Genomic DNA, 24,000 nt, shown 5'->3' with positions numbered 1-24,000 from the left:
TTATAAAACGAACATTAAAATAAATTCTGACTATTTACAACACGGATGTATATTTAAAAGGTTAAGTTAGAAAAGGAAAATAATCAATAAGAAATACAAATGATCTTAGAAAAGAGAATACCATTAAAATATTGGTTCAGGGAAATAAAATGGGATCTGCTTATTGTAAGTGTCTTTTCAATACTTATCTATTTTTTTAAACTGTATGTAGTTGACCTGGGAATCCCATTAAGCATAGGGACATTTTTAGGAACTGCAATTGCCTTGTTACTATCTTTTAAACTTTCACAATCTTATGACCGCTGGTGGGAAGCCAGAAAAATTTGGGGTGCTATAGTTAATGATTCAAGAACTTTGGTCATACAGATAAAACAGTTCTGTAAAGAGCCTGATAACAGCTATGTGAAAACTATGGCATATAGACAAATTGCCTGGTGTTATGCGTTGGGGCAACATTTACGAAAACTAGATGTACGTAGTAAATTAGAACACTATATTTCGGAGGATGAATTAATGGCTTTAAAGGAAAAAAATCATATCCCCCTGACTTTACTGGACTATCATGGACGAAATGTAAGATCCCTGCATAATGAAAATTCACTCAACAACTTCCAACAAATACAAATAGATAGCACAATTTTGAAACTTACCGCTTCTATGGGTATGGCTGAGCGAATAAAAAATACCGTATTTCCCAGAACATACAGAAATGTTCTGCACTTTTTTATCTATATCTTTTTGTTATTGCTTTCTTTAGCTCTTGAAAATGTTTATGGGTTTTTAGAGATTCCATTGTTGATTTTAATCTCAATTCCTTTTTTTATGCTTGAAAAAATTGCGTTTGTCATTCAGGACCCTTTCGAAAATCAGCCAACAGATACGGCTGTGACAAGCATCGCCCGTGCTATTGAGATAAACATTAAGGAAATGTTGGGAGAAGAAGAACTGCCCCAGCCTCTAGAACCTAAGGGATTTTATATTATGTAAATAGTCACAAATTTTACACTGAAATTTAAATTATATGAGCTTTTATTTGATTAAAAAGTCGGGGTTACTGCTTACTGCTTTTAATTATGTTCTGCATAAGACCTATATCCTATTTGCCTCTTTCGTTATTCTTAGTGTTTTATTAAATTGCAAGGGCCAGCCCGGTTCAGAAGACACACTGCCAAAAGCTACACTATTTAGCACTTCACTGGACAAATCGGAACTGTTAAACGAAATTGAAATATTAGAAAATAAGGTTTCTGATTCACTTTCAGTTACATCCAATATTGCTCTGAACCCCTCGATAACTTACCAGGAAATGGATGGTTTTGGTTATACACTTACAGGCGGAAGCTCTATACACCTGAAAAGAATGAATGCTTCAGCCCGGACCAAAGTCTTAGAAGAACTCTTTGGTAAAGGTCCAAACAGCATTGGGGTGAGTTATTTAAGAATAAGCATCGGTGCTTCGGATCTTGACGAATATACCTGGTCTTATAATGATCTCCCACCTGGTAAAACTGATCCTGATTTAGAACATTTTTCATTGGCTTATGATACACTTTATCTCATCCCTGTTTTAAAGGAAATCCTTAAAATATCACCCAAAATAAAAATTATGGGTTCACCATGGTCTCCGCCACCATGGATGAAAGATAATAAGGACACAAGAGGTGGCAGTCTGATGAAAGAATATTACCCGGCTTATGCAAATTATTTTGTAAAATATATCAAAGCCATGGAAGCTGAAGGCATCCCAATTGACGCTATAACGGTTCAAAATGAACCATTACATCCCGGTAATAATCCAAGTCTGTTAATGTTGGCAAAAGATCAGGGGGAATTCGTAAAAAATCACTTAGGGCCCGCATTTAGAAAAAATGAAATTTCAACCAAAATCGTTATTTATGACCATAATGCCGACAGACCGGATTATCCTATTTCCATTCTTGATGATTCACTAGCGGCGCAATACATAGATGGCTCAGCATTTCATTTGTACGGGGGTACTATTGACGCCCTTTCCGAAGTTCACAATGCTCATCCTGATAAGCATCTCTACTTTACCGAACAATGGATTGGCGCTCCCGGTAATTTTGAAGAGAATCTTAGCTGGCATATGGAAAATCTCATTATTGGCGCCCCACGAAATTGGAGCCGTAACGTATTGCAATGGAATTTGGCAGCAGATAAAAATCAAGAACCACATACAGACCGTGGTGGCTGTACCCGTTGTCTTGGGGCGATTACTATACAGGGCGATAGTATTACCCGTAATCCGGCCTATTATATCATTGCCCATGCCTCAAAATTTGTCCCGCCTGGCTCTGTTAGAATAGATTCAAATCAGGAAGGGAACATATTAAACGTAGCCTATACTACCCCTGATAACAAAACAGTAGTTATTCTGCAAAATAAAAACAATAAAAGGGTTACTGTTGAACTTAAAAAGGAAGAGGAAAAGTTACAAATAACCTTAGGTGAAAAAGACGTAGGTACTTTGGTATGGAATTAAACCTCAAAAGGCCATATTGCGTTTAAAGGCTATAATAGTTCTCAGGTCAGAACCTTTTTTACTTCTTTTCTAAGGTAAAAGCCGGTAACCAGCGTTGCTAATAAATCAGCAATGGGAAAAGAGATCCAAACACCCAATTCTCCTAAAAAATTTGGCAAAATCAGGATTAAAGGAATAAAAAAGAATCCTTGCCGTGTTAATGTAAGCAGTAAAGCGGGAACGGCTTTCCCAACAGCCTGAAAGTATGCCGCCCCTATTAGTTGGAGTGCAATAATAGGTGTTGCTGCAAAAACCCATCGCATCGCTGCAGGTGTATGTTCCAAAACAAAGGCATTTGTAGCCAATTCCAATGCAGGCATATTAGGTTTATCGCTTAAAAATAGGGATGTAATCTCCGCCGGAAAAACCATTAGCACGACAAAAACCAGCGTAGCTACAAAGGCCGCGTATTTAATGGCAGTATTAATAGACTGCCTTACCCGCCCATATTTTTGTGACCCATAATTATACCCGGCTATAGGAAGGAATCCCTGAGTAACTCCATATACAGGGAAAAGGGCAAACATCAGCATTCTTCCTATTATGGCATAAACTGCTACCATAGGTTCTCCACCAAGCGAAAACAGAATGTTGTTCATTAGTAAATAGGTGATACTTGTTACCGCCTGCCTCGACAGCGTTACAAATCCCAATCCTCCTATTTCCCGTAAAATATTTCTATCTAATCCAAAATGAGACCAGTTAATTTTTAGTTCAGAATTTTTCGATCTGAAAAAATAAAATATATAGGCAAAACACATCAGGTACCCTGCCGTGGTTGCCCATGCTGCTCCTGCCATTCCCCAATTCAATACATATATGAAAATGTAGTCTAATACGAGATTCCCAATTGATGGTATAATCATGGCAATCATGGCATACTTAGGTTTCCCCTCGGCCCTAATAACCGTATTGCCCATCATACAAAGAGCTAAAAAAGGTACCCCGTATAAAACTATGATATAGTAGATCTTTGCCGGATCAAATATAGCACCCTTACCCCCGAATGCAGGGATCAAAGCATCTACATAATATAAACCCAAAACCACCATAGAAATGGTGACCAACAGGGTTAAAGTAATCTGATTTCCAAAGGTTTTTAATGCCTTCTCTTTATGATCGGCGCCAAGGGCTCGAGAAATGATGCTACTGCCTCCTATCCCAATAGCCATTCCAAGCGCTGCAATAAAAAAAGAAACCGGCAGCACTACATTAATAGCAGCTATGGCAATAGAACCGATCCAGTTGCCAACGAAGATGGTATCTACCAATATATTAAGTGACATTACAAGAATGCCTATAGAAGCTGGCACTGCCTGCCTAATAAGAAGTTTTCCAATGGGTTCGGCGCCTAATTGATCTGAGGAGACTTTCGCCATTATTGTTCAATAATTATAAAATTATGCATACGCCGATGTATGATTTCACTTTTTACCGGTCCAATACTTATTAAATACTGGTTATTAAACCGGCAAGGTCTCACTTTTATTCCAATTGTTTATCCATTCTGCCATTAGAGCCACCCATGGGTCACTTTCATTTAAACAAGGAATATGAATATAATCCTCTCCACCTGCTTCAATAAATTGTTCTTTGCCCTCCATAGCAATTTCTTCAAGAGTTTCCAGACAATCACTTACAAAAGCAGGCGTAATCACAGCCAGTCGCTTAACCCCTTCTTTAGCAAGTCGTTCAAATTCAAAATCTGTGTAAGGTTTTAACCATGGATCTCCGGCAAGGCGCGATTGAAATGAGGAACTCACTTTTTGTTCGTCCAGTTTTAACTCTGCTTTTACTAATTCTGTGGTATCATAACACTGATGTCGATAACATGTATGGTGTGCAACTGAGTTTATCTGGCAACAATTTCCATCTATTTTGCAATGGAATTTAGTTGGATCTGACTTTCTGATATGCCGTTCCGGAATACCGTGATAAGAAAATAATATATGATCATAGTCAAATTCTTTTAATCCCTTGGAAATTCTCTCTGAAAGAACTCTGATATAATCGGCATTCTTATAAAATGCAGGTAAGGTCGTAATTTTTAATTCCGGAAAATTTGCCTGTTGTTCCTGCATAGTCTTAACAACAACTGTCTCATATGAAGACATTGCATAGTGCGGGTAAAGTGGTACCAGTAATATTTCACTAACCCCCTTATCCTTTAATTCTCTTAATGCGTTCTTTATGCTCATTGAGCCATAGCGCATCCCCAAGGCAACAGGAAGATCTGTTTGCTTTTGGACTTTAGATGCAAAACGCTCTGAAATTACAATTAAAGGAGAGCCTTCTTCCCACCAAATCTTTGCATATGCCTTTGCAGATTTCTTGGGACGGGTTTGAAGAATAATTCCGCGAACAATCAGGTTTCGTAACCAATTTGGTACATCAATTACACGCTCATCCATTAAAAACTCATCCAAATAAGGTTTTACTTGTTTAGCTGTGGGACCATCGGGAGATCCTAAGTTCACTAATAATACACCTTTCATAATTCTTTTTTAAGCAATTTTTTTTAACAATACAAAAATACTACTTGCAATGAAAAACCGTTAAATTAGGGCGAATACTTTTCTGATGACGAAATAAGCAATCCTTATAGAGCCAACCACTCTATGGGAAATTTTTTTAAAATTGCATTGGCATTAGTTAATATTCTTACCTCGAAAAATTTGCACGGGGGCCCAAACAAACCAATATAATGCGCTTAACTTCAGTAATTATTTGCTCTGTTTTATCAATGATATGCTATTCCCAGTCGGAAAAAAGTTTACTATGGGAAATATCTGGTAACGGTCTCGAAACATCTTCATATTTATATGGAACCATGCACGTTAGCAAAAAAATTGCTTTCCGTTTAGACGATGTTTTTTATGAAGCTCTGAATAAAAGTGAAATAGTTGCTCTCGAATCTGATCCTGAAACCTGGCTGGAAAGTGAGGAACGTTTTGGTTCAAGTTCGCTAAAAAAACGCTATGGTTTCAATACAAAAGGATTTTATACCCATTCCTTTGCCTTGCAACATCCGAGAAAAAAAGACCTGGCATCTTACCTGGCATTTGAAGAAAGGTTAGTAAATAGTATCCTATACCGAACCAATGAATATTCGCAAAATTTTGAGGAGGATACTTATTTGGATATGTTCATCTATCAGGCAGGAAGCAGGTTTAACAAACCAATTCTTGCTTTGGAGAAACTCGAAGAATCAGCCGCACTGGTAGGAAGGGCCAGTTTGAATTCCATGAAAATGAAACCGGATGAATGGCTTCAAAAAAGGATGCAGCAACAAGACCTGATGTTTTTGATGCAAGATGCGTATAGAGAGCGAAATTTAAGTCTATTAGATTCTATAGATAAAGCGATGTATACAGATCACTACCTAAAAAATATGCTCTACATCCGCAATGAAAATATGGCTAGAAGTTTAGATTCTGCCATTCAAAAAGCAAAAGTTTTCGCAGGAATTGGAGCAGCTCATTTACCAGGTAAGCATGGAGTAATTGCTTTACTTAAGGAAAAAGGATATGTGGTTAAACCCCTTGTTTCTGAAGCAACCGACAAAGGTCAAAAACTCAAGAATAAGTTTTTGAATAAAATAAAGGACCATTCTTATAAAACTTTTAGGCCGGATGATAACTTCTTCACTGTATCATTGCCAAATAAATTATACCCAATATCTGAAAAAATTACTACGGTCTATGTTTCACCTGATTTAGCTAACGGAAGTTATTTTATGGTAAACAGGATCCCTACTTATGCCAGCTTGAAAGCCGGAGGGGACTATACCTTAGAGGATATTGAACACTTATTGTTTGAAAATATTCCCGGGACAATTTTAAGTAAAAATCCCATTACCAACAAAAGGTATAAAGGTTTAGACGTAAGAAACAAATTAAAAAATGGAGATCATCAACGGTATCAAATTTATATTACCCCGTTGGAGGTAATCATTTTTAAAATGGGAGGTGAAGGTGATTACGTTATAAATTACTCAGATAAAATATTCAATAGTCTAAAGTTTAAAAACCCGGATGAAGGCAGCAAACTGTTGTCCTCTGCATACAAGGACTTTGAAATAGCAATGCCGGGGCTCCATAAATTTACAAATGCATCAAGGGGTGGTAGTCGCAGCATTGAAGGGTATGACCCCTCAAGCAATACCTATTATTTTCTTAAGAAGACGACCCTGAATGATCTGAATTTTATTGAGGAGGACACATTTGAGCTTAAACAAATTCAAAAACGCATATACCAGGACCTCAAACTTAAACCCAAATACAATTCATTTGACAAGAGATCTCTTACTTCAAAAGCTGTTTGGGATTCTGTGACAGGTCAGGATCTGTATCTGAAAACAGTAATCAACAGGGCCGATTATTATTTACTGGCTGCGCGTACCAAAAGTGAAATAAAAGCTAAAGAATTCTTTAATTCTTTCCATATCAGAGAAATAGCATATCCTGAAGATTTCAAAAAAGTAGTAGATACAGCTATGTTTTTCAGTACGGTTACCTCTATAGAGCCGCCTAAATTTGTTGAGAATAGTAAACACAAGTTCAGTAAGAAGGAAAAAACAAAGGCTTATAGCCCCTACTCCAAAAAGACCATTTATCAGAACAAAAATAATGAGGCAATAGAGGTAGAGTTAACTAAATCTCATGACTACCTAACCTTTTCCAACATAGATTCTATTTGGGTACTGCGCAAAAAACAATATTCTGATAAACATTTTATCATTAAAAATGAAAAGATTAAGACCTCAGATGATGGCTCTAAAGAATTACAATTTGTTATTACTGATACAGCCAGCACAAGAGGTATTCTAATTAAGAATATTATTAGGGGGGGATTGCTATACCAGTTAAAAACTGTAGTAGATACCACTTCGGAACCCAGTCCTTTTGTAAGTGCTTTTTTCGACAATTTTAAACCGGAAGGCGAACCTTTAGGAAGAGATCTCCTCGAAGATAAAACAGAAGATTTTTTTGCTGCACTCAGGGAAAATGATAGTATTGTATTAAAGGGCTATAGATATCTTTTGTTTGATGAGCGACATATAGATTCACTGACATACTATATTTCACAATATTCCTTTGACGAGGATAAAAAACACATACAGTCTTACCTCATTAAGCAATTAGGAGCTTTGGACGATGACAAGGTAATTCCGTTCCTTGCAGATTTTTATGCCAAATCATATAATAATTCTAATGCACAAATTAATATTCTGCAGTCTATTGCAAGGAAAAAAACTGAAACTTCGGTTAGCCTCTTGCTTCAACTTATGTCTCAGGATTTGCCACTGGTATCCAATACTGCAGAAATAAAGAGTATTTTCAAACCCTATAAAGACAGTTTGGAATTAGCCAGGCGATTATATCCTGAATTGCTTGAATACAGTTCTATTACAGAATATAAATCCCCAATTTTTTCTCTTCTGGCAAAGCTCAAAAAGGAAGAACTTATAAAACCTTCAAACTATAAGAAATACAGGGGTCAGCTTTTAAATGATGCTAAAATTCTTTTGAAAAGACATCTTGGGGAACAAAATAGCAATGAATTAAAAACAAGACAGGCCAATTACACGAGGCTGATAAATAATAAAATCTTAGAAGATTATGTTATTTTACTATATCCTTTTGCCGGAGAGAGAGAAATGGGCCAGTTTTTTAACAAACTCCTATTAGTAAAAGATCCACAAATACGGAGTACATACATCACTCTGCTTGCATCTGATGAAAAAAATATTCCGGCTGCGGTAATCAATTCGATGGCCTATGATATTAATAGCAGGATTTTAATGCATACCAAGTTAGTGCGGCAGGGGAAATCTGATATTTTTCCTCATCAGTACAGTTCTGAACAATCACTGGCGGAAGCTCACATCTTTGAGGACAGAAGGTTTGACAGAAATAAAGATAAAGTAATATACTTGGGAGAGAAGTCAATTAGTTATATGGGTAACCCTTATAAGGCGTATTATTTTAAGACACAGAATAGCCAGGATTACAATAAGAATTTTAAAATGCATATCGTTGTATTTGCAAACGATACTCCCTTTAATTCAATTCCTTATTATATTAATGAAGGAATGAGGATGGCAGATACAGACACTGAGGAAGAGGCAATGGACTTTGTAACTGAAACCTTTTTATTAAAAGATCGGAAAAGGGCTATACCCTACAGGCCAAACCAATACCGAGGTTATGCAAGTTTTGGCTTCTAAATTGTACTTTTGCTTTATCAGCAAAAATATATGAAATTAATCCCTTCTTTAATTCTCTTTTTATTATCACTAACACTTAGTTCTCAACAGCTTATATGTTCTGATCAAGACAGAGCTGCATTTGATGTTAAGATCAGGGAAATTCAAGATTTAAAACAATCAGATTTAGGCAATACCATGATCTCCGTTGGTAAGACTTTCCTTGGACTGCCATACGTAGCCAAAACACTGGAAATAGGAGAATCTGAGGCTTTGGTTATTAATTTACAGGGGATGGACTGCACTACCTATGTTGAGAATGTTTTGGCTTTTAGTATACTATTGTATGAGGATAAAATGAATTTCGATGCTTTCATTAATACTCTTGAAAATATACGATACAAGGATGGTAAACTGGATGGTTATGCTTCCCGGCTACATTATTTTTCTGAATGGATAGCCAACAACGAAAAGAAAGGATTATTAAAAGATATTACTGCTGAAACAGGAGGTATTGAAATAAAGAAAGAGATTAATTTTATGAGTACTCACAGGGATTTATATCCCTTTTTAGCAGACGAAGAGAATTTCAACAAAATAAAAGCATCGGAAAACTCCCTTAACCACCAACCAATTTGCATTTTACCCCAGGACCAGATTGAAGCAAACGAAAAGCTAATAAAGAACGGGGATATTATTGCGTTAACCACAGCTATTCCCGGGCTGGATATAACCCATACAGGCATTGCCATTAGAGAAAACGACGGACGTATTCACCTGCTTCATGCTTCTTCCTCCGGAATGGTTGAAATTTCCGAATTACCCCTGGCGGACTATTTGAAAAAAATTAAAAAGAATACAGGCATAATGGTTGCCAGGCCTCTTTAAAACTAACTCTTCTAAATTCTGAAATACTGTCCTGAATTTAGGTCTGGTTGTTTATCTCCCCAGGCAATAATTTATACCCCCAACTAAATGTTTTTGAAAGTCGGGTTCATCATAGGATTCCTTAGTATGGCCTCCTCCGGTATAAAAAACGCGACCTCCTTCAAATTCCTGGTACCATGCAATTGGGTGATTATCTCCGTTTGTACCTCCTTCATAAGAAGTTTCATCCAGGTAGATAAGTACCTCTATATCCGGATTGATGTTTTTATAATTATACCATTCATCATTACGGACCCATGTGTCATTTAAATGAGCTGTAGATAAATGCTCTCTGTTCACCACATTCATTTTGGCCTCCCTAACATTAGGATTATTTGGATGACTTGTAAAATAAGCGCCTACCAATTTACCATACCACGGCCAGCCATATTCGGTATCACTGGCAGCATGTATTCCCATGTAGTTTCCCCCATTATTAATATAATTTTTAAAGGCCTTCTCCTGATCAGGTCCCAGCACGTCCATAGTAGTACTTAGGAACAGAACCAAATCATATTTTTTTAGGTTAGTTTCATTAAATTGTAATGAATCTTCCGTTTGCGTAACTGAAAAATTGTTCTCTTTTCCCAAATTTCTAAGGGTTTCCACACCTTTTTCAATAGACTTGTGCCTATAACCCATGGTTTTTGTAAAAACCAGAATTTGAGCTATTTCGTCATTTAAGACTACAATATTTTCTTCGGGCATTTGAGGTTCAGAAGATCCTGCAAACGAGATGCAAATTAGGAAAGTGCAAATAACTATTTTGAGTGTTTTCATAAGTATAAATTATTGGATTGCTAAATATCGAAAATTCTACTGAATCTTACTATTAATTACCCAATGACATCAAATATTTCTTTGGCGTAGTCCCGAATTTCTTTTTAAAAGATGCAATGAAATGACTGGAAGTGCTATATCCTATCCTATGCGCTACTTCACTGACATTATACTCACCTGATTCCAGCATTTTGCGCGCAAAATCCATTTTATAATCAAATAAAAAACTGAATACCGGTTCGCCATACACCTGCTTAAAACCTTCCTTTAATTTTTTAAGCGATAGGCCAATCTCTTCTGATAACTGGGTCAGCGTAGGCGGTTCTGCCATGCGGCTTATCATTATTTCTTTCGCTTGTTTTATGCGTTTTATATTCTCTTCATCTACCAGGAAAGGGCATTGTTCCAAATCTGCATCTTCACTTTTGTTGAAATACAACGAAATTAATTCATACACCTTAGCCGTCAGATACAGCTCCTTTATTGAAGGGTGAAGATTATAATTAATTATTTGACTAAGTATAACTGCGATAGCAGGAGTTACACTTTCCTGAGAATAGTATTTTTTTTCCTTGTTATCACTGCTCAAAAAGGGAATATAGTCCGCTTCTTTTGAAAAAAGAGAATGAAACCTTCGTATGGTCATTATTACAGATACCAACCAAGAATTGGGGTTAAGTTCCAGGTTTAAAGGGAGATCTATTTGAGTATTATATAGCAACAAAGAATTCTCCTCGGAGACCTCCAAAGCATAATGCCCTTCATTAAAAATAAATTTTGCATTCCCTTTTAAACAAAAATGGAATTGAATAAAACTACTATCAATATAACGGTTAACTTTTTGAACCTGAGGACTTTCATTTTGTATTTTCAATACATAAAAATCATCATCAATCAATACTTCGGTAAAAGAACCTTGAGCGATGTTTTTGTAATTTGTTTCCGATAAATTCATGAATATTCTATTTAGAAACATTCTAAATAGAATGTTTACCTAGAGCTATGATTGCCATAAAATTAAAGGTTTTTCCAACAATTACGCTTAAAATGCCATAAAAAAACTTAAAACGATATATATTGTCCCTCCAGCGTTATTTTTATTAAATGTATGCTGTTATTTTTGTGAGCTATATTGATCATGTATGAAGAGGTATCATATCTCCAAACACAATTCTTTTTACACTATTGGGCTAAGTTATAAAAATGCTGACGCAGTAGTAAGGGGAAAATTTAGCCTGGACCAGGACGCGGCGGAAGCGCTTTTAAAAGATGCTAAAGCCATAGGAGTTGACGGTCTTCTTATTACTTCTACCTGTAATCGTACAGAATTACACGGCTTTGCGCAGCACCCTTTTCAATTAATTAAACTCCTTTGTGATCATTCCCGGGGAACGGTGGAGGAATTTCAGGAAGTGGCGTATGTGTTAAAAAATTATGAAGCAATTAACCATTTGTTTCGCGTAGGTACCGGACTGGATAGTCAGATACTTGGTGACTTTGAAATAATAAGCCAATTAAAAAATAGCTTTTACCGTTCCAGAAAGCATGGCCTTACAAATCACTTTTTAGAACGGTTGACTAATTCAGTTATTCAGGCCAGTAAGCGAATTAAAAATGAAACGGAAATATCTACCGGGGCTACCTCAGTTGCCTTTGCATCGGTTCAGTATATTCTAAAAAATGTGACTGATATTTCTGAAAAGAATATTCTGCTTTTTGGCACCGGTAAAATAGGCAGGAATACTTGTGAAAACCTCGTCAAACATACAAATCATACCCATATAACCCTTATTAACCGCACAAAGGATAAGGCTGAAAAAATTGCGGGAAAGTTTAATCTTGTGGTAAAGGATCACGGTGATCTGCAAACGGAAATCCGTAAGACAGATGTCTTAATCGTGGCTACGGGCGCTAACACCCCTACTATCTCAAAAGAACTCATTTATACCAACAAACCTCTTTTGATTCTGGATTTATCAATTCCTAAAAACGTGGCAGATAGTGTATTAGAAATTCCGGATGTAACTGTATTGCACCTCGATCATCTATCGCAAATAACTGACGAAACCCTTGAACGCAGAAAACAATATATTCCACAGGCAGAATCTATCATAGATGAAGTGAAATCAGATTTTAACCAGTGGCTGGAAACCAGAAAATTTGCTCCGGTTATCAAAGCACTAAAAAAGAAGCTAAAATCAATTAAAGAAGAGGAGCTGGATTTTCAGTCTAAAAAACTTTCTGATTTCAATTCAGAACATGCGGACATAATATCCGAACGAATCATTCACAAGATTACCAAACAGTTTGCCAACCATCTTAAGGAATCTGAGAATGATGCGGACGAAAGTTTGCAACTCATTCAAAAAGTCTTTCAAATAGAATTGAACTCCCAATGAAGAAAGTCATTCGAATTGGTACCCGCGATAGTGAACTTGCACTATGGCAGGCGAATGACGTCAAGAAAAAACTTGACAAACTGGGGCATTCCACCCAATTAATCCCTGTAAAATCTGATGGGGATCTGGAGTTAGACCAACCGCTCTATTCAATGGGCATTACAGGAATTTTTACAAAAACATTGGATGTAGCGCTGCTTAGTAATAAAATAGATATTGCGGTTCATTCTATGAAAGATGTTCCTACCATTTTGCCAAATGGCATTGTCCAGGCAGCCGTAATGAAACGTGCTAACCAAAAAGACATATTAGTACATAAGGGCCTGGATTTTCTAAATACTGAAGGAATCATTGCCACAGGAAGTTTAAGGAGAAAAGCACAGTGGTTAAATCGTTATGCGCTGCATGAAGTAGTAGGTTTAAGAGGAAACGTAAATACACGGCTAAAAAAACTGGAGGATAATTCCTGGAATGCGGCAATTTTTGCGGCTGCCGGCCTTGAACGTTTAAATATACTTCCGGAAAACTGTACGGAACTCCAATGGATGGTACCGGCGCCCGCCCAAGGCGCTATGATGGTTGTGGCCAACAAGGATGATACCTATTGTATTGAGGCGCTTACTTCTTTGAATCATGAGGCTACAGAAATCTGCACTAAAGTTGAACGCGATTTTTTAAAGGAATTGGAAGGCGGCTGCACGGCACCTATAGGAGCATTGGCAACTATTGAAAAAGAATTTTTACTTTTTAAGGGAATTTTATTGTCTCTTGATGGGCAACAGACAATTAGTGTTGATAAGAAAATTAAACTGGCAGATGTCTCAAATTTTGGCAAGGCCTGTGCACAGGAAATCTTAACTAATGGGGGAAAGGAATTAATGCAGGACATAAAAATCCGTATGAGTCAATGAAATATATCCTATCCACAAAACTTTTAACCTCTGATCAAAAAGCTATCTTAAATGATGCTGGTATTGATTTTCTGGAATACCAGGCTATAAAAATTCAGTACAGAAAATTTCAATTACCCGACGGTTTTGATAACTACATTTTTACCAGTCAAAATGCGGTAGAGGCATTTATCAGTCATTTATCCAATTATCAGGGGCAGCAGATTTAGCCTTTTTTATTGCACAATACCACAAAAATGATTCATTTTTATTTTTTTGCGGAAATAGAAGAAATGATGATTTACCGAATATTTTGACAAATAATAAACTGCGTTTTGAAGAAATTGCGGTCTACAATACAGAGTTAAACCCTCGGCATTTTTCAGGGTCCTTTGATGGAATATTATTTTTTAGTCCGTCTGGTGTAAAGAGTTTTATTATGAATAATAATATAGGTAATAGTGTGGCTTTTTGCATAGGCAATACCACGGCTAAAGAGGCTTCGTTACTAACAGATTCCATTGTTGTTCCGGAGACCCCAACTATAGAAAATCTTTTGAAAAAGGTGATATCGCATTATAACTTGAGCTTAAAGAAATGAAAATAAAAAACGATCTGTTTTTAAGAGCATTAAAAGGTGAAACCGTTGAGCGCCCTCCGGTCTGGATGATGAGGCAGGCTGGCAGATACCTGCCGGAGTTTATGAAGATTAAGGAGAAATATGATTTCTTCACACGCTGCCGGACACCAGAATTAGCTTCTGAAATTACGGTCCAGCCAATTCGGCGCTTTGGAATGGATGCAGCCATACTTTTTAGTGATATTCTCGTGATACCCCAGGCTATGGGAATAGAAGTACAAATGAAACCCGATTTTGGTCCTTATTTGCCTAAGCCTATTCGCTCCCAAACAAATGTTGACCAGGTTTTAATCCCCGATGTGAATGAAGAGTTAGATTATGTTATGCAGGCTATTGCTGCAACCAAGGAAAAATTGCAGGATGAGGTTCCTTTAATTGGCTTCGCAGGTTCGCCGTGGACAATTCTTTGCTACTGCGTACAAGGGCAAGGCAGTAAAACCTTCGATAAGGCCAAGGAATTTTGTTTTACACAACCCGTAGCTGCTCATGATCTATTACAGAAAATTACGGATACTACAATCTCATATTTGAAAGCTAAAGTGAGAGCGGGTGTAAATGCGGTTCAGGTGTTTGATTCCTGGGGAGGAATGCTTTCACCAATTGATTATCAAGAGTATTCCTGGTTTTATATCCAACAAATCATAGATGCGTTAAAAGATGAAACACAGGTAATTGTCTTTGGTAAAGGATGTTGGTTTGCCTTAGGTGATATGGCAAAATCCGGTGCAGCGGCGCTTGGAGTGGATTGGACTTGTTCTGCACAAAATGCCAGAGCTTTAACCGGAGGTAAAATAACGCTTCAGGGAAATTTCGATCCTTCACGGCTATTATCTCCCCCGGATGTCATAAAAAAAATGGTCACCCAAATGATTGATGAATTTGGTAAGGATAAATATGTAGTAAATCTTGGACATGGGATTCTGCCTAATGTCCCGGTGGAAAATGCCAGGGCATTTATTGATGCAGTTAAAGAGTATAAAGCTTAAAGTATTTTGAGGTTTTTGAAATTCAGAAGACCTATTCTGAGCCTGGCGAAATTTAGTTATTAATGATGGAACTATATGAAAAATAAATTCTACAGCTATATTCAGGAACTTCAGGACACCATTACGTCCAAACTTGAAGAAATAGATGGTTCTGCTAAATTTCGCGAAGATATTTGGAAACGTCCGGAAGGTGGAGGAGGCAGGACCAGGGTAATTGAAGATGGTTCTGTTTTTGAAAAAGGTGGCGTAAATATTTCTGCCGTGCATGGTGAACTCCCAAAAAGTATGCAAACTTATTTTGGTGTAGAAGATGCCGATTTTTATGCATGTGGTCTAAGTTTGGTTCTCCATCCGAGAAATCCTATGGTCCCGACCGTGCATGCTAACTGGCGCTATTTTGAAATGTATGATAAAAAAGGNNNCTGGATCTGACTCCCTATTATTTATTTGAGGAAGATGCTAAACATTTTCATTCGGTTTGTAAAGCCTCTTGTGATACGCATGATCCCGATTTTTATAAAACCTATAAAAAGAAATGTGATGACTATTTCTGGAACAGTCATCGGGGGGAAGCGCGAGGAGTAGGCGGGCTATTTTTTGATTACTGCAAAGTTTCCGACAAAATGAGTATTGAAGATTGGTACAGTTTCGTTACTACGGTGGGGGATAGCTTTCTGGAAGCATATATACCAATTGTTATAAAAAGAAAATCTATTGATTATAGCAATGAACAAAGGGATTGGCAAGAAATTCGCAGGGGGCGTTATGTGGAATTTAACCTGGTTCATGATAAGGGTACCCTTTTTGGCTTGAGGACTAACGGTCGTATTGAAAGTATCCTGATGAGCCTTCCTCCGCATGTTCAATGGAAGTATGACCATCAGCCGGAACCTGACAGTGAGGAGGCAAGGTTAATCCAAGTACTGAAGAATCCTAAATCATGGGTTTGATCGCCTTTTTAATCGTAATTTAGGCTTAAATACCTCTTAAGATGGTACAAAAATTATTTCAAATAGATGCTTTTACGGATCAACTATATTCGGGAAATCCGGCTGCCGTTTGTATTCTGGAAAATTGGATAGATGATAGTATAATGCAAAATATTGCCCGGGAAAATAATCTTGCTGAAACAGCTTTTGCGGTTAAAGATGGTTCTCAATATATCATTAGATGGTTCACTCCGGAGTTGGAAGTGGATTTGTGCGGGCATGCAACCCTGGCCACGGCTTATGTTTTGTTTAACTACTATGATTTAAATGTTTCTAATATTGAATTTTTTTCACCCAGAAGCGGTAAACTTTTGGTAGAAAAGGGTGAAAACGGATTGTTAATACTGGATTTCCCCACAGATGATATTAAATCCATTGCGCCAATTCAAATACTTAACGAAGCTATTGGTAAGAATCCGGTTTACACTCTGAAAGGTAAGACAGACTATCTCCTTATTTATAGTAATCAGGAAGAAATAGAACAATTGAACCCGAATTTTTTTCTTCTTAATCAACTGGATGCCCGCGGGGTAATTGTCTCCGCTCCCGGAAATGAAGTAGATTTTGTATCGCGTTTTTTTGCTCCCAAATGCGGAGTCAATGAAGATCCTGTTACAGGTTCAGCACATACCAGCCTTATACCCTATTGGTCGAAGGTTCTGGGTAAATCTAAACTTGTAGCCAGGCAGTTATCCAAAAGAGGTGGTGATATTTATTGTGAATTTCTGGATACACGGGTAAAAATTGCAGGAAGGGCAGTCCCCTATTTAAAAGGTGAGATTATTATTTAGAATATATACATTTCTATTACCTTTAGGCTTAAAATAAAGCCAATGTATCCACTTCGAAGAAATAGAAGATTACGAGCAAACAATGCTATCAGACATTTGGTTCGTGAAACAGTATTAACCCCCAGTGATTTTTTAGTTCCATTATTTGTTGTTGAAGGACATGGAGTAAAAGAAGAAATTCCATCCATGCCCAATTACTACAGGTTAAGTTTGGATAATCTTGGTAAGGAAGTGAAAGAACTATGGAACATGGGTCTTTGTGCAGTGCTGCTATTCGTAAAAATCCCTGAATCTCTTAAAGATAATAAGGGAACGGAAGCCTTGAATGAACATGGTTTAATGCAACGTGCAATTAACACGGTTAAAAGTGCTTGCCCTGATATGTTAGTTATGACAGATGTGGCATTAGATCCGTATTCTTCTTATGGGCATGATGGCATAGTAGCCGGGGGGCAGATTCTTAATGATGAGACCAGCGAGATATTGGCACAAATGAGTATTTCACATGCTGAGGCAGGTGCAGACTTTGTAGCTCCCAGTGACATGATGGATGGGAGGATACAAATTATCAGGGAGGCCTTAGAGGATGAGGAACTAACCAATACAGGAATTATGTCTTATTGCGCCAAGTATGCAAGTGGCTTCTATGGCCCTTTCCGTGATGCTCTGGAATCAGCTCCTGTAAACAAGGCAGATGTTCCTGAAGATAAACAGACATATCAGATGGATCCGGCCAACAGGATTGAAGCCATAAAGGAAGCCCATATGGATGTTGACGAAGGCGCTGATATTGTTATGATAAAACCGGGGATTTGTTATCTCGATATTGTAAGGGAGATAAAAGATGAAGTAGAAATACCGGTGGCAGTCTATCAGGTTTCCGGAGAATATGCTATGCTAAAGGCTGCAGCGGAAAAAGGTTGGTTAGATCATGATTCCGTTATGATGGAGCAATTGATCTCAATAAAACGTGCCGGCGCAGATATTATAGCCAGTTACTTCGCAAAAGATGCAGTAAAGCTTATGGGATAGCTAATTCACTTTCTATACCGTATTATGGGAAGATATCATTTTTCTTATCATCAATTTTATATTTTAATACTATTTGGTATTTTCTCTTCTATGTCCTATTCTCAGGACAGTTATAAAGAATCTCCTGATGCCAAAAATACGGTTAACAAAAATACAGCTTCACATTTATCAGTAAATCTGGTTTCTGAAGAAACCGATCAAAAGGTAGATTCTATTATTTCTAATGGCATAAAAAACCATGAAAGCCTTCGGGTTTTATACTTACGACAGTATTCAACCGGTAGCCTTGAATGCCATTTATGACCTGGCATCCGTTACCAAAATTACAGCTCCTTTACTTGCTCTGATGAAACTATATGATGAAGGAAAAATTGATTTGGATCTCCCATTTAGTACATACTGGAAACCCTGGAAAAAAATAAAAGACAAAAAAGGCCTTACACTGCGGGAAATACTGGCGCATCAGGCTGGGTTAAAGCCCTATATTGTCTTTTTAAATAAAGTTCAAAAAAAAGGCCGGCTCAAGCGAAAATATATCCGCTCTGAGCCTTCACCCAGATTTGAAACACAGGCCTATGAGCATATTTATGTAAAAAATAGATTTATAGCCAAAATGTACCGGGAAATTAACCGATCCCAGGTAAATGAAAGCAAAGAATACCAATATTCCGGGCTTGCCTTTTTAATATTCCCTCAACTTATTTCACAACTTAGCGGAGCGTCCTATGAATATTATTTACAAAAACATTTCTATTTGCCAATTGGCGCTGCTTCACTAGGTTTCAACCCTAAAACTACTGGTTATCCTAATGATATTGTCCCAACTGAAGTAGATACACTATTCAGGAAAGACCTGGTAAAAGGCTGGGTGCATGACGAAAATGCAGCTCTTATAGGAGGAATATCGGGAAATGCAGGCCTTTTTGGTACTGCAAGAGACCTGTACCTAATAATGCAAATGTATCAGAATTACGGTATTTATGATGGTCAGAGGTATCTGTCTGAAGCTACGCTTAAAGAATTTACAAAAGTTCAATTTCCTGAGAATGACAACCGTCGAGGCCTCGGTTTTGATAAGCCACTTTTGAATAATAGAAACCTGCCTATATCTGGCGCTTATCCTGCTATAGACGCAAGTGCGGAAAGCTTTGGACATTCAGGTTTTACAGGAACTTTTATATGGGCCGACCCAATAAACCAATTGGTATTTATTTTCCTTTCTAATCGGGTTTACCCTAGCCGTGATAATAGAAATTTATACGAACTGAATATTCGTCCACAATTGCATCAGTTATTTTATGAAGACAGGGGGTTGAATAAGTTTTGAAAATAGTAAATCATATTATTAGTATTTTAGTGGTATAATTAAACCAAATGGAATTACTTCTCTTTTATGCTTTTTTCTCTATCTTTTTTTCTTTCATATGTTCCATTTTAGAAGCTGTTTTATTAAGTGTTACTCCCACATTTATTAATTTAAAGAAAAAAGAAGGTAAGCATTATGCTGATACTCTGGAAGACCTGAAAAAGGATGTAGACCAGCCTTTAATTGCTATCCTCACCCTTAATACAATAGCCCATACCGTTGGTGCCATACTCGTAGGAGTGCAAGCTAAAGTGGCTTATCAGGAAATTTATGGGAGTAAAACCCGGGTCATATTCGGATTTACTTTTACAGAAGAGTTTATGGTAGGCGTAGTATCTGCGGTAATGACCATCTTAATACTTGTGCTTTCAGAAATTATTCCTAAGACCATTGGTGCAACTTATTGGAAAAAGCTTGCGAATTTTTCCGCTAAATCACTAAAAGTAATGGTCCTGGCCTTAAAATGGACAGGTTTACTGTGGCTACTTCAGTTATTTACAAGGCTTATTGGGAAGAAAGAAGTCTACGGCAGTGTTCTGAGCAGAGAAGATTTCACTACAATGGCCGATATTGCTCATGAAGAAGGTGTTTTTCAGGAATCAGAATCAAAAGTGATAAAAAACCTTTTAAAATTTGATGAGATTCGTGCAAAAGACATTATGACTCCGCGTGCAGTAATGAAAATAGCTGAAGAGTCTATGTCTATAAAGGAATTTTTTGAAGAAAACCCGAAACTGCGGTTTTCAAGGATTCCTATTTATACAGAGAGTGTGGATAATATTACAGGTTATGTCTTAAAGGATAATGTTCTGGAAGAAATTATAAATGAAAATGGAGCCATTCCTTTAGGAAAAATTAAAAGATCATTGTTGGTTACAAAAAGGGACACGCCCATTCCTCAACTATTTGAGACTCTAATTGCGAAAAGAGAGCATGTTGCACTGGTTGTAGACGAATATGGTTCTGTTAGCGGCCTGGTAACCATGGAAGACGTCATAGAAACCTTGTTAGGACTGGAAATTATGGATGAAAGCGACAATGTTGAAGATTTGCAATTGCTTGCAAGGAAAAAATGGGAAGACCGAGCTAAAAAAACAGGTATAATAGAATAAAAAATGGCTATTGCATTTATAAGCACCCCTTTAGGTAGTGCCAAACTGGAAGGTGATGAAAATGGCCTTAATAGTGTTACGGTGCTTGAACAGGATGAGCCGGAAAGCAAGATAATACCTGATGTTCTGGTAGATGCAGTATATCAGTTGAATGAATATTTTGAAGGTAAACGACAAAATTTTGACCTTTTATTAAATCCGGAAGGAACTGAATTTCAAAAAAAGGTATGGTCTTTATTATCTGAAATTCCATACGGCAAAACCATCTCTTATTTAGAGCTTTCCAGGAGATTTGGGGATGAAAAAGCTATTCGTGCAGTTGCTGCAGCGAATGGAAAAAACCCTTTATGGATAATTATTCCCTGCCACAGGGTAATTGGTTCAGATGGTTCATTAACAGGATATGCCGGTGGTTTGCACCGTAAAAAATGGCTGTTAAACCACGAGAGTCCTTCCAAACAACAATCCTTATTTTAAATTAGCAAACCAACTGGTTTGCAAAGGCATAATTTCAACCGCATATTTAGCTCCAAATAAGCTCTTTGTCGTTATTTTTCTCCTTATTGACCTTATTGAGAAAAAAAGATAATCATTAGTGATTATAAAAACAAACCGGGCGGTCGGTTAGTTACTTTTCTAATTATCAATAAAACGAGTTGGCGCAAATTTCAAATTAGTATTCTTCAAAAGCCTACCTTCTTCAGAAATTACGATTACTCCTCCCTCCAGAGTTTCGACATCTACAAATTTAGCGTAGCCCACTAGAAAAGTATTGCTTTCCTCATTATAATCAAAGGCGGTAAGCTCTATATCCAGTCCTAGCTCTTCCTGAACTTGTTGCACAATGAAGGGCATATCAATAATTCTATTTTCTTTTGTGATAAAATCATAGGTAGCAGGTCCAAAAGGGATTAATGAAGGCTGTGCATAAAGATTGAGATAATACAGTTTCTCGTTAGAAATAGAGGCCTCAGACTGGATTGATCCTGCAAAAAAATACCTGTTTATGGAGAAAAGGTCTTGCCGTATTACATCTAAAGTCTGTAAATCATATAGTGTTAATTGATAATCAGAGGATGAATTTCCACTAAAAATGAACATATCCCCTTCTTTGTTAATGAAAATACTCGGGATCAATTTCCCAAAATCAAAGGTTCTTATTATCGTATTGCTTTCTGTATCCAAAACAGCAAGTTTATAGTTAGCCTGCTGATCCGAATAGGTAATTAACAGTCGGCCATCGGAATACAAGGGCTCAAATACGTCATTAACATTAAATTCAACGTTTAAATCTATCTCCTGATCAGTAGCGAGGTCTATAGTCCTAATCCCATAATTGGTAGACCCTTCAGGGCTGAAAAACCCAAGAAAAAGTTTATTTTCTGAACTTGCTCCCCAGGTAACCGATCTTTCATTGGAAACTGTATAAAATTCATTCAGAAAGGTGCTCTCTCCGGTGATATAATTTCTTTGTACCGCAGAAAAACTGCCGGCTGCAAAGCTAAAAAAAGTAAGAACCCGAGATACCTGTCTTAATGTAAGGTACTCCCTGTTAATATTACTTTCCAGTGTTAAGTTAAATAGATCGCCTTCATCCAGAGAGCCATCATAATTATACTGATAAACATTTTGAAAATTCTGTCCTATTACGGTATAATCGGGCATTTGATCCTCAGATGCCATTTCTGGTCCGAAGTCGTCATTTGTGCAGCCAAGAAAAAGTGTGCTAATAATAAGGAGGCAGAATACCCCCAAAATCCTATAACCTTTCATGCATCTTTTTTTTTTAAAGATACATAATAACTTATTGGAAGTGATCTAAAAAGTGTCTAAGTTGTTTCTTAACCTTATTGAACTGAAAATGGACTTCAGTGCATATAGGGCCTGCGGGCAGAATTGATTGTACTGCAGCATTGAAATGCTGTTAAATGTAACTTCTCTTATTTCATTCGGAGACATAAACTCCATTCTCTTCATCCGGAGTAATTATTTCCAAATCGTCTTCGTTATCTGAATCGTCATTAGTGCAGGAAACAGCAAAACAAAGAGAAAATACAAAAGTCAGCATAAGCAACCTTTTTATCATTTTTAAATAGAATGGAGGTTTCATATCAATAATTTGTAAGACTTTAAAGCGGTATTAAAACGTTTTTTCAATGTTTTTATTGAATACTGGCATTGTAATTCGATAAACTGCAACTATCATGCATTAGTCATGGGTATCTTGGATAAGACTACTTAGAAAGGAAAGCTCTAAGTTTCTGAATAATGTTCTTATCTTTAGTTTAATTGCCCTAAAAATTAAAAACCGACTATATTGACCATTTTAATCTTTAAAATGAAGCTTATTTAAAATTTGATTAGGATGTTGCAGAAACTAAATCTTGAAGATATCCTTTTTTTAGACATCGAAACTGTTCCTGAAGTAGAAGAGTATGCTCAGTTAGATGACTATAAGAAGGAGCTATGGGAACAGAAGTCGCAATATCAACGCAAAGATGAATACACAGCTGAAGAATTTTATGAAAGAGCAGGTATTTGGGCTGAATTCGGTAAAATTATTTGTATATCGGTAGGGTATTTCCTGATTAAAGACGGGAGTCGAAATTTCAGAGTTACTACATTTCATGGAGATGAAAAAAAGATTCTTAAAGACTTTAAAAGGCTCCTAAACGAACATTTCAGCCGTCCAAAAAATCTGCTTTGCGCACATAATGGGAAAGAATTTGATTTCCCATATATAGCGCGAAGATTAATTATCCATGGTATTTCGCTACCTTATAAGCTAGACCTTTTTGGGAAAAAACCCTGGGAAGTGCCCCATTTAGATACTATGGAGCTTTGGAAATTTGGAGATTTCAAACATTATACCTCCCTAAAACTCATGGCCAATATTCTGGGTATCCCTTCTCCCAAAGAAGATATGGATGGCAGTATGGTCAGAGATGTTTATTATGAAAAAGGTGATTTGGATCGCATAGTGGCTTATTGTGAACTAGATGTTATCACTTTAGCACAAGTCTTTCTAAGGCTGCGTAACGAACAGTTGTTGCAAGAGGATGATATCATTCATATTTAGAATTATTCTTCTAGCCAGCTTGTGATTTCTCTTTCAAAGAACATTTTTGAGTCACTCTATCTAATTTGGGGGTCTTGTATTTTAATATATTGTGCTCATAATCTTAGTTGTACTATCTTAGTTTATATAAAAGAAATATAGTTAATAACTATATCCAATTGTTATAAGTAATTAAAAGAAAAATGACTACATGAATCGACTATTTGACCATATAAATTCTCGAATAAGTATTTCTGAAAGCGAATTTGACATAATAGCT

Annotated in this window: 22 protein-coding genes and 1 pseudogene; 17 read left to right on the top strand and 6 right to left on the bottom strand. The window is 36.9% G+C overall.

Annotation, left to right across the window (positions count from 1 at the left end):
• Nucleotides 1-99 precede the first annotated feature (99 nt).
• Entirely contained in the window at nt 100-987 is an 888-nt protein-coding gene (locus Q0X89_RS09140; protein WP_297693359.1) for a bestrophin family protein, read from the top strand.
• Between the two features lie 34 nt (nt 988-1,021).
• Nucleotides 1,022-2,503, top strand: a complete 1,482-nt coding sequence (locus Q0X89_RS09135) for a glycoside hydrolase family 30 beta sandwich domain-containing protein (RefSeq protein ID WP_297693357.1) — start codon at nt 1,022-1,024, stop codon at nt 2,501-2,503.
• Between the two features lie 41 nt (nt 2,504-2,544).
• Here Q0X89_RS09135 and Q0X89_RS09130 read toward each other — a convergent pair whose 3' ends face one another.
• The gene (locus Q0X89_RS09130; protein ID WP_297693355.1) at nt 2,545-3,921 is read right to left on the bottom strand and encodes an MATE family efflux transporter; all 1,377 of its coding nucleotides are present in this window, start codon (nt 3,919-3,921) and stop codon (nt 2,545-2,547) included.
• Nucleotides 3,922-4,005: 84 nt separating this feature from the next.
• Nucleotides 4,006-5,037 (bottom strand): ferrochelatase, encoded by a 1,032-nt coding sequence (gene hemH, locus Q0X89_RS09125; protein ID WP_297693353.1) that lies wholly within the window; start codon nt 5,035-5,037, stop codon nt 4,006-4,008.
• 209 nt (nt 5,038-5,246) lie between these two features.
• On the opposite strand from hemH, the gene Q0X89_RS09120 reads away from it, so the two are divergent.
• Nucleotides 5,247-8,771 (top strand): TraB/GumN family protein, encoded by a 3,525-nt coding sequence (locus Q0X89_RS09120; protein WP_297693351.1) that lies wholly within the window; start codon nt 5,247-5,249, stop codon nt 8,769-8,771.
• A gap of 30 nt (nt 8,772-8,801) precedes the next feature.
• Entirely contained in the window at nt 8,802-9,638 is an 837-nt protein-coding gene (locus tag Q0X89_RS09115; protein WP_297693349.1) for an N-acetylmuramoyl-L-alanine amidase-like domain-containing protein, read from the top strand.
• A 51-nt stretch (nt 9,639-9,689) separates the two neighbouring features.
• Here Q0X89_RS09115 and Q0X89_RS09110 read toward each other — a convergent pair whose 3' ends face one another.
• Nucleotides 9,690-10,457 (bottom strand): ThuA domain-containing protein, encoded by a 768-nt coding sequence (locus Q0X89_RS09110; protein ID WP_367177035.1) that lies wholly within the window; start codon nt 10,455-10,457, stop codon nt 9,690-9,692.
• A 52-nt stretch (nt 10,458-10,509) separates the two neighbouring features.
• Nucleotides 10,510-11,412 (bottom strand): AraC family transcriptional regulator, encoded by a 903-nt coding sequence (locus tag Q0X89_RS09105; protein ID WP_297693347.1) that lies wholly within the window; start codon nt 11,410-11,412, stop codon nt 10,510-10,512.
• Nucleotides 11,413-11,599: 187 nt separating this feature from the next.
• On the opposite strand from Q0X89_RS09105, the gene hemA reads away from it, so the two are divergent.
• The 12 genes and pseudogenes from hemA to Q0X89_RS09045 all read left to right on the top strand — a co-directional run bounded on the left by hemA (nt 11,600) and on the right by Q0X89_RS09045 (nt 21,139).
• On the top strand, nt 11,600-12,856 hold the full coding sequence (hemA, locus tag Q0X89_RS09100; protein WP_297693345.1) for a glutamyl-tRNA reductase: 1,257 nt from the start codon (nt 11,600-11,602) through the stop codon (nt 12,854-12,856).
• Nucleotides 12,853-13,767 carry a hydroxymethylbilane synthase gene (gene hemC, locus Q0X89_RS09095; protein ID WP_297693343.1) on the top strand — a complete coding sequence of 305 codons (915 nt, stop codon included), beginning with the start codon at nt 12,853-12,855 and terminating at the stop codon, nt 13,765-13,767. Before hemA ends, hemC begins: the two co-directional genes overlap by 4 nt.
• Nucleotides 13,764-13,976 carry a hypothetical protein gene (locus Q0X89_RS09090; protein WP_297693341.1) on the top strand — a complete coding sequence of 71 codons (213 nt, stop codon included), beginning with the start codon at nt 13,764-13,766 and terminating at the stop codon, nt 13,974-13,976. Before hemC ends, Q0X89_RS09090 begins: the two co-directional genes overlap by 4 nt.
• Nucleotides 13,934-14,347, top strand: coding sequence for a uroporphyrinogen-III synthase (locus tag Q0X89_RS09085; RefSeq protein WP_367177036.1), 414 nt, complete (start codon nt 13,934-13,936; stop codon nt 14,345-14,347). The genes Q0X89_RS09090 and Q0X89_RS09085 overlap by 43 nt, the downstream gene beginning before the upstream one ends.
• Complete coding sequence (gene hemE, locus Q0X89_RS09080; protein ID WP_297693339.1) at nt 14,344-15,372, top strand: uroporphyrinogen decarboxylase; 1,029 nt, start codon at nt 14,344-14,346, stop codon at nt 15,370-15,372. Before Q0X89_RS09085 ends, hemE begins: the two co-directional genes overlap by 4 nt.
• A gap of 75 nt (nt 15,373-15,447) precedes the next feature.
• Nucleotides 15,448-16,322: pseudogene (gene hemF / locus Q0X89_RS09075) on the top strand (oxygen-dependent coproporphyrinogen oxidase).
• A gap of 41 nt (nt 16,323-16,363) precedes the next feature.
• Nucleotides 16,364-17,152: a PhzF family phenazine biosynthesis protein gene (locus Q0X89_RS09070; RefSeq protein ID WP_297693337.1), complete on the top strand. Its 789-nt coding sequence runs from the start codon at nt 16,364-16,366 to the stop codon at nt 17,150-17,152.
• Between the two features lie 42 nt (nt 17,153-17,194).
• Complete coding sequence (gene hemB, locus Q0X89_RS09065) at nt 17,195-18,184, top strand: porphobilinogen synthase (protein WP_297693335.1); 990 nt, start codon at nt 17,195-17,197, stop codon at nt 18,182-18,184.
• Nucleotides 18,185-18,208: 24 nt separating this feature from the next.
• Nucleotides 18,209-18,487 (top strand): hypothetical protein, encoded by a 279-nt coding sequence (locus tag Q0X89_RS09060; protein ID WP_297693333.1) that lies wholly within the window; start codon nt 18,209-18,211, stop codon nt 18,485-18,487.
• Nucleotides 18,423-19,511, top strand: a complete 1,089-nt coding sequence (locus Q0X89_RS09055) for a serine hydrolase (RefSeq protein WP_297693331.1) — start codon at nt 18,423-18,425, stop codon at nt 19,509-19,511. Before Q0X89_RS09060 ends, Q0X89_RS09055 begins: the two co-directional genes overlap by 65 nt.
• 47 nt (nt 19,512-19,558) lie before the next feature.
• Nucleotides 19,559-20,662, top strand: a complete 1,104-nt coding sequence (locus Q0X89_RS09050; protein WP_297693329.1) for a CNNM domain-containing protein — start codon at nt 19,559-19,561, stop codon at nt 20,660-20,662.
• A 3-nt stretch (nt 20,663-20,665) separates the two neighbouring features.
• On the top strand, nt 20,666-21,139 hold the full coding sequence (locus Q0X89_RS09045) for a methylated-DNA--[protein]-cysteine S-methyltransferase (protein WP_297693327.1): 474 nt from the start codon (nt 20,666-20,668) through the stop codon (nt 21,137-21,139).
• A 159-nt stretch (nt 21,140-21,298) separates the two neighbouring features.
• Here the strand turns inward: Q0X89_RS09045 and Q0X89_RS09040 are convergent, their stop codons facing one another.
• Nucleotides 21,299-22,435, bottom strand: a complete 1,137-nt coding sequence (locus Q0X89_RS09040) for a hypothetical protein (RefSeq protein ID WP_297693325.1) — start codon at nt 22,433-22,435, stop codon at nt 21,299-21,301.
• Nucleotides 22,436-22,607: 172 nt separating this feature from the next.
• Entirely contained in the window at nt 22,608-22,730 is a 123-nt protein-coding gene (locus tag Q0X89_RS09035) for a hypothetical protein (RefSeq protein WP_297693323.1), read from the bottom strand.
• Nucleotides 22,731-23,027: 297 nt separating this feature from the next.
• On the opposite strand from Q0X89_RS09035, the gene Q0X89_RS09030 reads away from it, so the two are divergent.
• Nucleotides 23,028-23,741: a 3'-5' exonuclease gene (locus tag Q0X89_RS09030; RefSeq protein ID WP_297693321.1), complete on the top strand. Its 714-nt coding sequence runs from the start codon at nt 23,028-23,030 to the stop codon at nt 23,739-23,741.
• The last annotated feature ends 259 nt before the right edge of the window (nt 23,742-24,000 follow it).

This window comes from uncultured Eudoraea sp. (assembly GCF_947258525.1).
Lineage (GTDB): Bacteria > Bacteroidota > Bacteroidia > Flavobacteriales > Flavobacteriaceae > Eudoraea.
The sequence above is the reverse complement of the archived record's forward strand: the minus strand, read 5'-3'. Positions and strand labels throughout refer to the sequence as shown.